The organism is Rhizobium oryzicola (genome assembly GCF_030504645.1).
In the GTDB taxonomy this organism is placed as follows: domain Bacteria; phylum Pseudomonadota; class Alphaproteobacteria; order Rhizobiales; family Rhizobiaceae; genus Neorhizobium; species Neorhizobium oryzicola.
Map to the genome: position 1 here is coordinate 790,036 of NZ_JAUKWQ010000001.1, position 13,378 is coordinate 803,413.

At 60.0% G+C, this 13,378-nt stretch carries 11 protein-coding genes; 8 read left to right on the plus strand and 3 right to left on the minus strand.

All coding sequences use genetic code 11. From position 1 onward, the window contains the following. The first annotated feature begins 136 nt into the window (after window positions 1-136). Entirely contained in the window at window positions 137-1,456 is a 1,320-nt protein-coding gene (locus Q2T52_RS03825) for a flagellin N-terminal helical domain-containing protein (RefSeq protein ID WP_302075339.1), read from the plus strand. A 122-nt stretch (window positions 1,457-1,578) separates the two neighbouring features. Next, window positions 1,579-2,514: a glycine--tRNA ligase subunit alpha gene (locus tag Q2T52_RS03830; RefSeq protein ID WP_302076025.1), complete on the plus strand. Its 936-nt coding sequence runs from the start codon at window positions 1,579-1,581 to the stop codon at window positions 2,512-2,514. On the opposite strand, the gene Q2T52_RS03835 is transcribed toward Q2T52_RS03830, so the two are convergent. From Q2T52_RS03835 to Q2T52_RS03845, 3 genes are all read right to left on the minus strand, one after another. Further along, the gene (locus tag Q2T52_RS03835) at window positions 2,515-3,240 is read right to left on the minus strand and encodes a pentapeptide repeat-containing protein (RefSeq protein WP_302075340.1); all 726 of its coding nucleotides are present in this window, start codon (window positions 3,238-3,240) and stop codon (window positions 2,515-2,517) included. It abuts the gene before it with no gap. Window positions 3,241-3,314: 74 nt separating this feature from the next. After that, window positions 3,315-3,716 carry a response regulator gene (locus tag Q2T52_RS03840; RefSeq protein ID WP_302075341.1) on the minus strand — a complete coding sequence of 134 codons (402 nt, stop codon included), beginning with the start codon at window positions 3,714-3,716 and terminating at the stop codon, window positions 3,315-3,317. A 38-nt stretch (window positions 3,717-3,754) separates the two neighbouring features. Beyond that, window positions 3,755-5,776 (minus strand): sensor histidine kinase, encoded by a 2,022-nt coding sequence (locus tag Q2T52_RS03845; protein WP_302075342.1) that lies wholly within the window; start codon window positions 5,774-5,776, stop codon window positions 3,755-3,757. Between the two features lie 196 nt (window positions 5,777-5,972). Between Q2T52_RS03845 and Q2T52_RS03850 the strand changes: the two genes are divergently transcribed. The 6 genes from Q2T52_RS03850 to Q2T52_RS03875 all read left to right on the plus strand — a co-directional run bounded on the left by Q2T52_RS03850 (window position 5,973) and on the right by Q2T52_RS03875 (window position 13,327). Continuing rightward, window positions 5,973-6,524 (plus strand): LemA family protein, encoded by a 552-nt coding sequence (locus Q2T52_RS03850; protein ID WP_302075343.1) that lies wholly within the window; start codon window positions 5,973-5,975, stop codon window positions 6,522-6,524. Window positions 6,525-6,810: 286 nt separating this feature from the next. Then, the gene (aroA, locus tag Q2T52_RS03855) at window positions 6,811-8,070 is read left to right on the plus strand and encodes a 3-phosphoshikimate 1-carboxyvinyltransferase (RefSeq protein ID WP_302076026.1); all 1,260 of its coding nucleotides are present in this window, start codon (window positions 6,811-6,813) and stop codon (window positions 8,068-8,070) included. Window positions 8,071-8,081: 11 nt separating this feature from the next. After that, a complete protein-coding gene (locus Q2T52_RS03860; protein WP_302075344.1) occupies window positions 8,082-10,004 on the plus strand; it encodes a DUF2207 domain-containing protein in 1,923 nt (640 codons plus the stop codon). Between the two features lie 83 nt (window positions 10,005-10,087). Then, the gene (locus Q2T52_RS03865) at window positions 10,088-10,417 is read left to right on the plus strand and encodes a TM2 domain-containing protein (RefSeq protein WP_302075345.1); all 330 of its coding nucleotides are present in this window, start codon (window positions 10,088-10,090) and stop codon (window positions 10,415-10,417) included. A gap of 125 nt (window positions 10,418-10,542) precedes the next feature. Continuing rightward, a complete protein-coding gene (gene glyS, locus Q2T52_RS03870) occupies window positions 10,543-12,696 on the plus strand; it encodes a glycine--tRNA ligase subunit beta (RefSeq protein WP_302075346.1) in 2,154 nt (717 codons plus the stop codon). Between the two features lie 145 nt (window positions 12,697-12,841). Then, window positions 12,842-13,327 carry a 2-thiouracil desulfurase family protein gene (locus Q2T52_RS03875; RefSeq protein WP_302075347.1) on the plus strand — a complete coding sequence of 162 codons (486 nt, stop codon included), beginning with the start codon at window positions 12,842-12,844 and terminating at the stop codon, window positions 13,325-13,327. Window positions 13,328-13,378: the final 51 nt, after the last annotated feature.

Sequence of the window (13,378 nt, forward strand, 5' to 3'; positions counted from 1 at the left end):
ACGTTTCGATTGTGTAAACTATAGTTCTTGCAAGGCGCCGGGCGACGATTCCTTAACGGATTGAAACATATTCTGCCATTGATGGTTGTTCGCATCGGCATGCGGGCGGCAGAGGCAGGCTTATAAGTGCTTTTCGATGGTGTCCATTCTCACGAATACCGCAGCGATTGCAGCTCTTGCCACGCTGAGGGACATTAATAGCGCCATGGCGACCACGCAGACGCAGATTTCCGGCGGTCAGCGTGTGGCTTCCGCGCGTGATAATGCTGCCTACTGGTCTATTGCCACCACCATGCGCTCCGATAACAAGGCGCTGAGCGCTGTTAGCGATACGCTGAACCTGAGTGCCGCCATGGTCGATGTCGCCTATACGGCGATGAATTCAACGATTGGTGTTCTGGATCAGATCAAGGCCAAGGTTGTTGCCGCATCGCAGCCCGGTGTTGACAAGGGCAAGGTGCAGAAGGAAATCAACAAACTTCAGGACCAGCTGACGACGATTTCAAAATCCGCAAGCTTCAATGGCCAGAACTGGCTATCGATCGATGCCTCGATTGGTGCCACTGTCGCTACAAACCTCGTTTCCGGGTTCACGCGTGATGCGGATGGCGGCATTAGCCTGCAGACGACGACCGTCGATCTGTGGAAGACCGCGCTGTTCAACACGCAGGGCAACGGCCTTCTGGAAACGGAAATTCCGACCGATCCCGCATCCTACAGCACAATGAGTTTTTCAGGCACGCTCGACGGTCTCCTGACCGGTGCGCCCCAGGCGCCAGCATCCGGCGTGCCCGTCTCCGCCTTTAACGTGGATGAAGGCGACGTGATCTCCTTCAGCTTCAACAAGGGCGGCACCAGCCGCACGGTTACGATTAACCGTGCCGCGGTCAACAGTGCCGTCGGTTCCGGCAATAAGGGCACGATTGTTGATGCCAACGATATGGCGGCTGTGTTCAACAAGGCGGTGCAACGGGCGGGCATTTCCTCTTCCGATCTTGCCGCCTCCAGCACCTTCGTCAGACGGGTCGGCGACGTCTTTTCCATTTCCACTCTGGCGTCCGGTGCCAGTATCTCCAATGTGAAGATCAAGGAAGCAGTGCCGCCGCCTCCGCCGGCTGACCCGGTGACACACCCCACCATCGGCATCAAGGATATCGATGTGACGGCATCCTCCGCCAATCTAGGCGATTATCTGTCGCAGGTGGATGTGATGATGAAATCAGTCACTGATGCAGCCGCACGTCTGGGCGCGTTGCAGGCGCAGCTGACAGCGCAGACCAAGTTTACCGATACGCTGATGGACACGCTGGAGAAGGGCATCGGCACACTGGTCGATACCGATATGAACGAGGCCTCGACGCGCCTGAAAGCACAGCAAACCCAGCAGCAGCTTTCCATTCAGGCTCTTTCGATCGCCAATTCCGGTGCGGATACCATTCTCCAGCTGTTCCGCTGATCGATGCCCAACACTGCTGGTCTTGCGAGAATGCTTGACCGGCTGTTGGATGCGTGGCAGTCAGCGCGTCAAACGATCTTCGCAGACTGCAGGTTACCATGACTGAGACCCTTGCCCCGCATATGGACCCGAAGCGCTCCTTCCAAGCGCTGATCCTGACGCTGCACAATTACTGGGCCGACAAGGGTTGCGCCGTGCTGCAGCCTTACGACATGGAAGTGGGCGCCGGTACGTTTCACCCGGCAACGACGCTGCGTGCGCTCGGCCCCAAGCCGTGGAAGGCCGCTTACGTGCAGCCCTCGCGCCGTCCTTCCGATGGTCGTTACGGCGAAAACCCGAACCGCCTGCAGCATTATTATCAGTATCAGGTCATCCTGAAGCCGAATCCGTCCAACCTTCAGGAGCTCTATCTCGGCTCGCTGAAGGCGATCGGCCTTGATCCGCTGCTGCATGACGTGCGCTTCGTGGAAGACGACTGGGAAAGCCCAACGCTCGGCGCCTGGGGCCTGGGCTGGGAATGCTGGTGCGACGGCATGGAAGTGTCGCAGTTCACCTATTTCCAGCAGGTCTGCGGTATCGAATGCTCGCCGGTTGCAGGCGAACTTACCTATGGTCTCGAGCGCCTCGCCATGTATGTGCAGGGCGTAGACAATGTCTATGACCTGAACTTCAACGGCCGCGACGGCGAAGAGAAGATTTCCTACGGCGATGTCTTCCTGCAGGCAGAGCAGGAATATTCCCGCCATAACTTCGAGTTTGCCAATACCGAAATGCTGCATCGTCACTTCATTGATGCGGAAAAGGAGTGCCAGGCGCTTCTGGCTGCTGGCGCGCCGGGCGATAACTCCAACCAGCGCCTTCATAAGTGTGTGTTCCCCGCCTATGACCAGTGCATCAAGGCATCGCACGTCTTCAACCTTCTCGATGCGCGCGGCGTGATCTCGGTGACGGAACGCCAGAGCTATATCCTGCGCGTGCGCACGCTCGCCAAGGCCTGTGGCGAAGCCTTCCTGCTGACCGATGCCGGCGGCGCCAACATGGATATTGCGGCGGCCTGATCAATCGGCCGTCATGAAACCGAGCGACGTGACCAGCGCCTCATGCTGGTCACGCGTCACGATAGCTGCGTGGAACGACTGCAAGGCCTGCAGGTCCAGTTGATCGAAGGTGGCATGCGACAGATCCGCATGATCGAGGATCGCGCCTGTCAGGTCGCAATTGTTGAGGCTCGATCCGCGCAGGCTGGAATGGCTAAGATCGCAGCCGGACAACGTCACATCCCTCAGGTCACAGCTCTCCAACCGGCTCTCCCGATAATCGGAAGCTGCGAAGTGGGCATATTGCAGCTTGCACTTGGTGAAATTGACACCGCCGCCGATCACCTGTGTTCGAACCTTTTTTTGGCAATTGAGATCAAGCCGGATGCCCGGTGCCGCGCAATCCTTCAGCACAAGAAGATAAGCGTCGCAGCCGATGGTCTTGTTGAGCGAGAGATTGCAGCGGTGAAATTCGGCTTTTGACAGGTCGCAGTAGCGCCATTCGCAAGCGGTCTCACCCTCACAGAAGATGCAATCTTCAAAGGCCGCTTCCTTGAAACGGCAATGGTCGAAGACGCAGCCCACGAATTTGACACTGCGAAACTTGGCTTCCTCGAACACGCAGTTCGAAAAGCGGCACCGTCGAAACTCGGCGGTCGAGATATGCGCATCCACCAGATCCTCGGCCTCAAACCTTCGATCGATGATCGGGTCCGGCGACCGCAGCGCTTCAAGCAGATCAGACATCGCATTCCTCCGTGGCCGACGAGGAGGAATAGCCCGAGATCGTCACGATCGCTAGTTTAACCTGATGCTATCGGTCAGAACTCCAGGCCTGCCAGCACGCGGTTTTCGATCCGCCCGACCAGGCCGTTGATCTTCGCCATCAGCACGTCGAAATCCACCGGCTTGGTCAGATAGCTTTCGGCACCTGCGCTCAGGCCCTCGATCACTTTCTCCTTGTCGGAAAGGGCGGTCAGGAACACGAAGGGCATGTTGGCAAGTTGCGGGTGGTTGATCTGAAGTTCGCCCAGCATGGCGATGCCGTCCATTTCAGGCATGGTGATATCGGATATCACGATGTCCGGGCGCCGACTCAGGATCATGTCCAGCCCCTCCTTGCCGTTTTCGGCCTCGATCACGTTCAGGCCGGCATCCTGCAATTCCTCCACGATCAATTCACGGACGTCTCTTTCGTCTTCGACGCATAGAACGGTGATCATATCCATTCCTCCTGTGATGACCTGCCTGAGCTTCTGGATCAGGCGGCCGATGCCTCCTCCGAAACGCTGACCATACCGGCGGGCTCCTTCGAAGGGCCACGGATCGGCAAGCGGAAAGTAAAGGTGCTGCCCTGACCGCGCTGGCTCTCCACCTTGATGTCGCCGCCATGCAGGGTCACAACCTGTTTCACCAGCGATAGGCCAATGCCGGTACCGGCAATTCCCGTCGATGTTCTCGCGCGGAAATAGGTCTGGAACATCTTCGGGATGTCCTCGGCATCGATGCCAACCCCTTCGTCCCGTACGGAGATGACGGCAAATCCATCTTCCTCCCAACCACGGATCAGGATGTCAGGCGCACGCGGCGCGTACTTGACCGCGTTTGACAGGAGGTTGGTGATGACCTGCGACATGGCCAGCGCATCGCACCGGACCACCGGCGGCAGATCGAGAACGTCGCACTCGAAGCGGTGGCCCTGCGAGAAGATCTTCTGGCGCGTGATGGCCTGATCGATCAGTTTGCGCAGCGAGCAGGCCGAGAGCACCAGCTCCACCTTGCCGGTGTCGATGCGCCCGGCAGACAGGAAGCTCTCCATCAACTCCACCATGCGGGCGACGGCGGCGCGGATCTGATGGGTTTTCTCCACCAGGAATTCGGGCTCGATTCCCCCACGTTTGCGGATCAGTCTTTGCGCGGCACCATCGATGATCGCAAGCGGCGTGCGAAATTCGTGGCTGGTCATCGCCACGAACTGGCGCTGCATTGCGTTGATGTTCTTCTCCTGCGTCAACGCTTCCTCAAGCGCTGCGGCCTGGGCTTCGATTTCCGCCGTGCGCTGTCGAACCGTTTCCTCCAGCTCATCGCGGTCACGGATCAGGTCGCGTTCGGCCCGCTTGCGCAGCGTAATATCTGTATAGCTGAGCACATAGCCGCCCTGTGACAGCGGCTCGGAACGCACGAGAAGCGATCGTCCGCTCGCCTTTTCGCGTTCGAAACTGTAGGGAAGCCCCAGCTCGGCCTGCTCCAGACGTTCGTGGATCATGGCCTCGTAATCGCCTTCACCCCATTCGCCTCGCTCAGCATTGTAGCGAAGGATGTCCTCGAAGCGCGAACCGGGCGGAAACTGTTCCGGCGGTATGCTCATCAGGTCGTAGAGCCGCCGGTTGGCCATCACCAGACGCGACCGGTTGTCGAACACACCGATGCCGCCGGGAATGGCGTCGAAGACCTGTTCCAGCAGGCCAAAGGCTTTTCGCTGGTCGGCAGCGGCAACGGCAACTTCCGCAAACAGATCCGTCTCCTGTTCCCGGATGCGCCAGACATGTACCTTGACGGGATAGACGGTGCCGTTGCGCCGTCTCTGGTAGCAATCGAAACTGATATTGGTGCATCGACCGATGATGAGGGGCTCCAGCCGCTTGCGGTATTCCACTTCGCTCATGTCCACCTTCAGGGAGGCAGTCGTCATGGCCGTGAGCGCCGCCGCAGTGTGGCCGGTGCGAATGCTCGCTGTCGTGTTGGCCCGGGTGATAGCAAGGCTGCGCGGATTGAAAATGTAGATCTCGTCTGTGGAAAGCTCAACGATATTCATCAGGCTGCCGCCCTGGCCGATCCGGTTGACGATGATGCGGCCCAGCTCCTGGCAGATGATGCGGAGAATCGAAAGCTTTTCGGCGCTTAGCCGTTTCGCGGTTCTGCCGAACAACAGCACCGCGCCTATGACAGGCTGGTTCTCATCGACACAGAGCGGGATGGGGTAGAGGCTGGAGCGACCCCAGCCTTCGGGAAAACTTCCCGCAACGTCATCGGGATCGATAATCCGGGGCATGGTTACATCTTCGCACTGCCGATGGTGGAAAAGCTTGTGCCCGTCGGAACTGCAATCGGCGACATAAACCGCCGCGTTTGACCCGAGGCCCAGTTCGGGAATGGCAGTGATGATGCCCAGAGCATCATTCAGCGTTTCGTGCAGACGGTGATCGGATGTGCCGGCCCGCAAGATATCCCTGCAGGCCAGAAGCGCCCAGGCGGGCAGTGTGGACCAGGTCATCTTGGGCATCGCCACGTCTCCACGTTGAACGACAGGAGAACAACTATAAGCCCAATTATTTAAGCGGCTTCTGAATTGGCCCCTTTGCATTTGAGATATCGTTGAAAGCCGATGGTAATCCGCAAGCCCGTCTTTTCTGCCGGAAGCACCTGACAGCAAAGGAATAAATGGTTAGTGTCGCTCTGGGATCAACGCGGGGGCATCTATGTATATTTTTCTTGGCATTGTTGTACTGGCGGTCCTCTATCTCATCATGGTCTATAACGGCCTTGTGCGTGCCCGGCAGATGGCCGAGGAAGCCTGGTCCGGCATCGACGTGCAGCTGAAGCGGCGTGCCGACCTGATCCCCAATCTGCTGGAAACCGTGAAGGGCTATGCCGCCCACGAGAAGACCGTGCTTGAGGAGGTCGTGGCACTGCGCAACAAGGCGCAATCCGTCCCCAGCGGCGATGTGGAAGGCCGCGCCGTCGCCGAAGGTCTGCTGGGCCAGGCGCTTGGCCGCGTCATGGCCATTGCCGAAGCCTATCCCGATCTAAAGGCCAACCAGAATTTTGCCGACCTGCAGCGCTCGCTGGAGACGATCGAGGGCGAGATCCAGATGTCTCGCCGCTATTACAACGGCGCAGCCCGCGATCTGAACGTCCGTGTCGAGAGCTTCCCTTCCAATCTGGTGGCGGGCCAGTTCGGCTTTTCGAAGAAGCCCTATTTCGAGATCACCAACGAAGCTGATCGCGCCGTGCCCACGGTGAAGTTCTAGGGTGAAATGAAAAGTCGGACGGTGTAGATGACACGGTAGAGAATACCCCCTCTGGCTGCCGCCATCTCCCCCACAAGGGGGGAGACATGTTCGTGGCAACCTCTCGCGACATCCGAAACCTCACAGGCTTTGGGAGGCGAAGTGTCTGATGGCGAGAAGCTGCGGCTCTCGTCTTGCGGTCTCCCCCCTTGTGGGGGAGATGGCGGCAGCCAGAGGGGGCTTGAATTGTTGGAGGCAAGCTTGCTTGAGAAGCGCCTCACGAGACATGATTGAGATACCCATGACCATGGAAAAGCTGACCATCCTGCCCCCCGGCCATCCCTTGAGCGGCCATGTCGCCCCGCCCGGATCAAAATCCATCACCAACCGCGCTTTGCTTCTGGCGGGTCTCGCCAAGGGTACAAGCCGCCTGACCGGCGCGCTGAAAAGCGATGACACGCGCTATATGGCGGAAGCCCTGCGCGCCATGGGCGTCACCGTCGAGGAGCCGGATGCGACGACCTTCGTCGTCACTGGTTCGGGCCAGCTGAAGGCGCCCTCAAAGCCGCTCTTCCTCGGCAATGCCGGTACGGCAACCCGCTTCCTGACGGCGGCTGTTGCCTCCGTGAATGGGACTGTCGTGGTCGATGGCGACGAGCATATGCGCAAGCGCCCGATCGGTCCGCTGGTCGCAGCGCTCAAATCGCTCGGCATTGATGCCGAAGCGCCGACCGGCTGCCCGCCCGTCACGGTGAAGGGTAACGGCCACTTCGCCTATGGTCGCGTCGAAATCGATGCGGGCCTCTCCAGCCAGTATGTCTCGGCGCTGTTGATGGCCGCACCGCTGGCACCGCAGGGAGCGAACGCACCCGTGACTGTCGCGCTGACCGGCACGGAAATCGGTGCGCGCGGCTATGTCGACCTGACGCTGGATGCCATGCGTGCCTTCGGGGCCAAGGTGGAACAGCTGGATAACGCCACCTGGCGCGTCGAACCGACGGGGTATACCGCTGTCGATTTCCACATCGAGCCGGATGCCTCCGCCGCCACCTATTTGTGGGGTGCGGAAGTGCTGACCGGCGGCCAGATCGATATCGGCACGCCGGCCAGGGACTTCACCCAGCCCGATGCCAAGGCCTATGACGTGATTGCTGCCTTCCCGCATATGCCCGCCGTGATCGATGGCAGCCAGATGCAGGATGCGATCCCGACCATTGCGGTGCTCGCCGCCTTCAACGAAACGCCGGTGCGCTTTGTCGGCATTGCCAACCTGCGGGTCAAGGAATGCGACCGCATCCGCGCTGTCTCGACCGGCCTCAACAATATCCGCGAGGGTCTGGCAACAGAGGAGGGCGATGACCTGATCGTATCGTCCGATCCTGCGCTTGCAGGCCAGACGCTGCCGGCGGAGATCGACACCTTTGCCGATCACCGCATCGCCATGAGCTTTGCCCTTGCGGGCCTCAAGATCGGCGGCATCACCATTCTCGATCCGAAATGCGTGGGCAAGACCTATCCCGGTTATTGGGATGCGCTGGGCTCGCTCGGGGTTGCGTATCAGCAATAAGGACAGGCCATATGCAGCAAGCGGTTCGATTTCGGTTTCTGCTGATCCTGCCGCTTCTCGCGCTGTTTGGGCTGGCTCTTTCGGGGCCGGCTTCCGCCACCGAATATATCCAATCCTTCCGTTCCGAAATCGAGATCGCCCGTAATGGCGGTGTGACCGTGACGGAACTGATCACGGTCAATGCGGAAGGCCGGGATATCCGGCGCGGCATTTTTCGCGATTTTCCCCTGACCATGCTGGATGACAAGGGCCGTCACCAGACGGTGGGTTTCGACGTGCTCTCGGTCGAGCGCGACGGTGCGCCGGAAAAATGGCATACGGAAACCATCTCTGGCGGCATCCGCATCTATTTCGGCTCGCAGGATGTGGAACTGAGGCCCGGTCGCCATGCCTATGCGCTGACCTATCGCACCGACCGGCAGATCCGTTATTTCCCTGATCATGATGAGTTCTACTGGAACGTCACCGGCAATGGCTGGAAGTTCGCCATCCAGGAAGCATCCACCACCATCTCCCTGCCGGATGGCGTACAAGCGAGCAATACGACCTTCTTCACCGGCCCGATGGGCTCGACGGCGAAGAATGCGCGCGCCAATGGCACGCCCGCCAATCCGCGCTTTGTCACCACAAGGCCTCTCGCACCCGGCGAGGGGCTAACGATCGCCGTCGCCATGCCGAAGGGATCGATCGCCCCGCCGTCCGATGCGGACCGCCGCGCCTGGTTCCTGCGCGATTATCTGGGCCTCATTGTCAGCGGCATCGGCCTTGTCGTCGTCATCGCCTATTATCTCTGGTTCTGGGCGAGGGTCGGTCGCGATCCGCCGAAGGGCGTGGTCGTGCCGCGCTGGGATGCGCCAGATGGCCTGTCGCCAGCGCTGGTCAACTATGTCGATAACCGCGGCTTTTCCGGTGGCGGCTGGACTGCTTTTTCCGCAACCATGATTGATCTGGCGGTGAGGGGCTTTGTGAGGCTTGAGGATTTGTCGGAGCGCATCGTCATCCGGCGTACCGACAAGGCCGTATCCGGCCCGCTTGCTTCAGGCGAGGCGGTTATGCTGCGCAATCTGGAAGCGGCTGGCGGCGTCTTCGTCATCGACAAGGCCAATGGCACGGAAGTGCAGGGGCTTGGCAAGGCCTTCCGCAATGCTATCGAGACGGAACATCGCGGCAAGTATTACCGCGCCAATCTTGCCTATGTCGTCGTCGGCGTCCTGATCAGCCTTCTCTGCATTATTGGCATCGTCTTGGCAGGCGGGATTGGCCCCGAGCAGCTGCCTGTTCTGCTGATGCCGGCCTTCTTCGGTGGCATCTGGGGTGGCATCGCCGTCAAGGCCGGCAAGAACCTGCGCTACAGCCAATCCCTGTTCCGCAAGCTTATCTCCGTTGTGGTGCTGGGCCTGTTCGGTATCGTCGCTTTGATTATCGTCGGCCTGGTGCTGGTGACCATTCTGGAAAGCCTTGATGACGCTCATTGGCCTGTGCTGGTCGCGACCGGCGGCATCGTGCTTTCCAACATCCTGTTCTTCTTCCTGATGGGCGCGCCGACACCACTTGGTCGCCGCCTGATGGATGGCGTGGAAGGCCTGCGCCTCTATCTGACAGTTGCGGAACGGGACCGGATGAATATGGCCGGTGCGCCTGCCATGTCGCCGCAGCATTTCGAAACGCTGCTGCCCTATGCGGTGGCGCTCGGCGTGGAAAAGCCGTGGAGCCAGGCTTTCGAGACCTGGCTTGCGGCATCGGTTGCCAGTGCCGCGGCCTATGACCCCTATTGGTATTCCGGCGGCAACTACCACAACATCGGCTCGTTCTCGTCGTCCATGGCCTCCACGATTGCCTCCACGCTTCCTCAGCCGCAATCCTCGTCTTCCTCCGGCTTCTCGGGCGGCTCTTCCGGTGGCGGGGGTGGCGGAGGCGGCGGCGGTGGATGGTGAGGCTACGATAGTTTTTATTGATTGCTGGAGGTCCTGTGCTTCATTAAAGAAGCATAAGGGCAAATCTTCAGGGGATAAACTTCGTGTCTGTTTCAACAGAAAAACAAATACTCATCGAGCAGCGTGTCACCAATGAAGCCAAGTCGGTGGGCGCGGCCTATTTGCTGTGGTTCTTCGTTGGCTACTTCGGCGGCCATCGCTTCTATCTGGGCCGCACGGGATCCGCTGTTGCCATTCTGCTTTTGACAATTGCCGGTATTGCCTTGAGCGTTGTCGGCGTGGGTCTCGTCCTTCTCGGCATCGTCGGTATCTGGGTGCTGGTGGATGCCTTCCTCATTCCAGGCATGGTGGCTGATCACAAGAACAAGATCCGCAACGATCTTCTGCAGCAGGCGATGATTGCCGGCCAATGAGACGTGCTGGATAGCAGTCGGTGCTCTCGTGCCGACCGCACCTCTTTTTGCGCGCGTGGCAGATGACATTTGCGCAGCGCCTTGCTAAGTCCGGGCCAACGTTAAACTGAACAAGTCCGGATCCCATGCCCGATCTTCTGCTCGAACTCCGCTCTGAGGAAATTCCTGCCCGCATGCAGCGCAAGGCTGCGGGCGATCTCAAGAAGCTCGTGACCGATGCACTGGTGGAAGCGGGTTTGACCTATGAGGGCGCGCGCGAATACTGGACGCCCCGTCGCCTGACGCTGGATATTCGTGGGCTAACCGTGCGCTCCGCCGATCAGCGCGAAGAGATCAAGGGGCCCTCCACCAAGGCGCCGGAACAGGCCGTCCAGGGCTTTTTGCGCAAGGCAGGTCTTTCGTCCGTGGGCGAAGCGCAGGTCGTGTCCGATCCGAAGAAGGGCGATTTCTACGTGGCCGTGGTCACCAAGCCCGGCCGCGCGGCGGAAGACATCATTGCCGATGTCATGCCCGGCATTGTCAGGTCCTTCCCGTGGCCGAAGAGCATGCGCTCCGGTCCTGCTTCCATGCCGAAGGGCCTGAGCTTTGCCGGCATCGAGGGCAAGGGTTCGGAAAGCCTGCGCTGGGTGCGCCCGCTGCAATCCATCGTCTGCCTGTTCGGCCCCGAGCATGAGGAAACGCAGGTCATCCCCTTCGAGGTGGATGGCATCAAGGCGTCCAACGTCACCTATGGCCATCGCTTTCATGCGCCTGACGCCATCACCGTGCGCCGCTTCGACGACTATGTGTCGAGCCTCGAAAAGGCAAAGGTCATGCTGGATGCCGATCGCCGCAAGGATGTGATCCTGCATGATGCGCGCGACATCGCCTTTGCGAGCGGCCTGGAGCTGGTGGAAGACGAGGGCCTGCTTGAGGAAGTCTCCGGCCTGGTGGAATGGCCGCATGTGCTGATGGGCACCTTTGAGGAAGACTATCTGCAGATCCCGGCAGAAATCATCCGCCTCACCATCAAGACCAACCAGAAGTGTTTCGTCACCCGCCCGCAAGGCGTGACGGACGGTCTGTCGAACCGCTTCATCCTGATTTCCAACATTGAAGCCAAGGATGGCGGCAAGGAAATCATGCATGGCAATGGCAAGGTCGTGCGCGCGCGCCTGTCGGATGCCAAGCATTTCTGGACCCGCGACCAGGGCAACCTGCCGGATCTGGAAACGCTGGAAGCGTCTGCCGCCAAATTCGGCCTCGATCTCAAGAAGCCGCTCGACCAGCGCATGGCCAAGCTCGATGCGCTGAACGTTACCTTCCATGCCAAGCTCGGCACGCAGGGTGAGCGCGTTTCGCGTATTCGCGAACTGGCAAAGCAGATCGCGCCGATCGTCGGTGCCGATGAGAAGCTCGTCGATCGCGCCGTTGTGCTGGCCAAGGCCGATCTTCGCACGGAAGCCGTTGGCGAGTTCCCGGAACTGCAGGGCCTGATGGGTCGCAAATATGCTGTTCTGCAGGGCGAGGATGCTTCCGTTGCCGCCGCGATCGAAGACCATTACAAGCCGCAGGGCCCGTCCGACCGCGTGCCGGAGGATAAGGTGGCCATCACGGTGGCGCTGGCTGACAAGCTGGATACGCTCGTTGGCTTCTGGGCAATCGATGAAAAGCCGACCGGCTCCAAGGACCCGTATGCCCTGCGCCGCGCTGCCTTGGGTGTCGTGCGCATTATTCTGGAGCGGAAGGTGCGGCTGCCGTTGCTGTCGGTGTTTAAGGATGCCGACCTTCTCTCCTTCTTCCACGAGCGCCTGAAAGTCTATCTGCGCGATATGGGCGCGCGCCACGACATCATCGATGCCGTGCTGACACCGGAAGCCGATGACCTGCTGCTGGTGGCGCGCCGTGCGGAAGCGCTCACCGCCTTCATCACCTCGGAGGATGGCAAGAACCTGCTGGCCGGCACCAAGCGCGCCACGCAGCTGCTCGCCGCCGAGGAGAAGAAGGGTACCGTGGTTGCCGATGGCGTCGCGGAAGCCCTGCTGAAGCTGGATGCGGAAAAGGCGCTCTACGCGGCAATCAAGACGGCAACGGCAGACGCCGCAGCGGCGGTCGCCACGGAAGATTTCCGCTCCGCCATGGAGGCGCTCTCCAAGCTGCGTGCCCCTGTCGATGCCTTCTTCGAGGCGGTGCTGGTCAATGATGAGGATGCCGCCATCCGCGCCAATCGTCTGGCCTTGTTGAAGGCGATCCGGGAAGCCACCGGCACGGTGGCCGATTTCTCCAAGATCTCCGGTTGATCCACTTTCAGACCCCGCTGCGGCGGGGTCTTTTGCCTCTGCCTTCCGCCAGGCGCGACTTCCATGGTACAGTGTGCGTATCGGGTTCAACACCGGACGCCTCGTTATGAACAAGCCGCTTCATTCTGGCGTCTGAACGGTGATCATGACCCGCAAAATTCTCATCAGTGCCTGCCTGCTTGGTCAGCCTGTGCGTTACGACGGTCAGGGGAAACCACTGTTCCATCCGCTTATTGAACAGTGGAAGGGGGAGGGGCGCCTTGTTCCTTTTTGTCCGGAAATGGCTGGCGGCATGGGCGTCCCGCGTCCGCCTGCCAAGATCGAAAAGGGCATGAACGGTGATGATGTTCTGGCCGGACGTGCGCGCGTGCTGGAATTGACGGGCGGTGACGTGACCGCGGCCTTCGTCGCCGGTGCAAACAAGGCCTTGGCTTTTGCGAAGGAGAACGGCTGCGCATCAGCTATGCTGATCGATGGTAGTCCGTCCTGCGGGTCGCTCGCCATCTATGACGGAAATTTTGCCGGGATAAAACACGCGGGCCATGGCGTCATGGCAGCACTCCTGAAGCAGAATGGCATCGCGGTCTTTGCGCCGTCGCAGATCGAACTGCTGGCTCAGCAACTATCCTGAAACGCAAAACGCCGGCCTTTCGACCGGCGTTTGCCATCATCGGATAAAGGT

Coding starts and splice junctions, on each gene's coding strand:
- Q2T52_RS03825 (WP_302075339.1), top strand. CDS start 137: ATGGTGTCCATTCTCACGAATACCGCAGCGATTGCAGCTCTTGCCACG.
- Q2T52_RS03830 (WP_302076025.1), top strand. CDS start 1,579: ATGGACCCGAAGCGCTCCTTCCAAGCGCTGATCCTGACGCTGCACAAT.
- Q2T52_RS03835 (WP_302075340.1), bottom strand. CDS start 3,240: ATGTCTGATCTGCTTGAAGCGCTGCGGTCGCCGGACCCGATCATCGAT.
- Q2T52_RS03840 (WP_302075341.1), bottom strand. CDS start 3,716: ATGATCACCGTTCTATGCGTCGAAGACGAAAGAGACGTCCGTGAATTG.
- Q2T52_RS03845 (WP_302075342.1), bottom strand. CDS start 5,776: ATGCCCAAGATGACCTGGTCCACACTGCCCGCCTGGGCGCTTCTGGCC.
- Q2T52_RS03850 (WP_302075343.1), top strand. CDS start 5,973: ATGTATATTTTTCTTGGCATTGTTGTACTGGCGGTCCTCTATCTCATC.
- aroA (WP_302076026.1), top strand. CDS start 6,811: ATGGAAAAGCTGACCATCCTGCCCCCCGGCCATCCCTTGAGCGGCCAT.
- Q2T52_RS03860 (WP_302075344.1), top strand. CDS start 8,082: ATGCAGCAAGCGGTTCGATTTCGGTTTCTGCTGATCCTGCCGCTTCTC.
- glyS (WP_302075346.1), top strand. CDS start 10,543: ATGCCCGATCTTCTGCTCGAACTCCGCTCTGAGGAAATTCCTGCCCGC.
- Q2T52_RS03875 (WP_302075347.1), top strand. CDS start 12,842: ATGACCCGCAAAATTCTCATCAGTGCCTGCCTGCTTGGTCAGCCTGTG.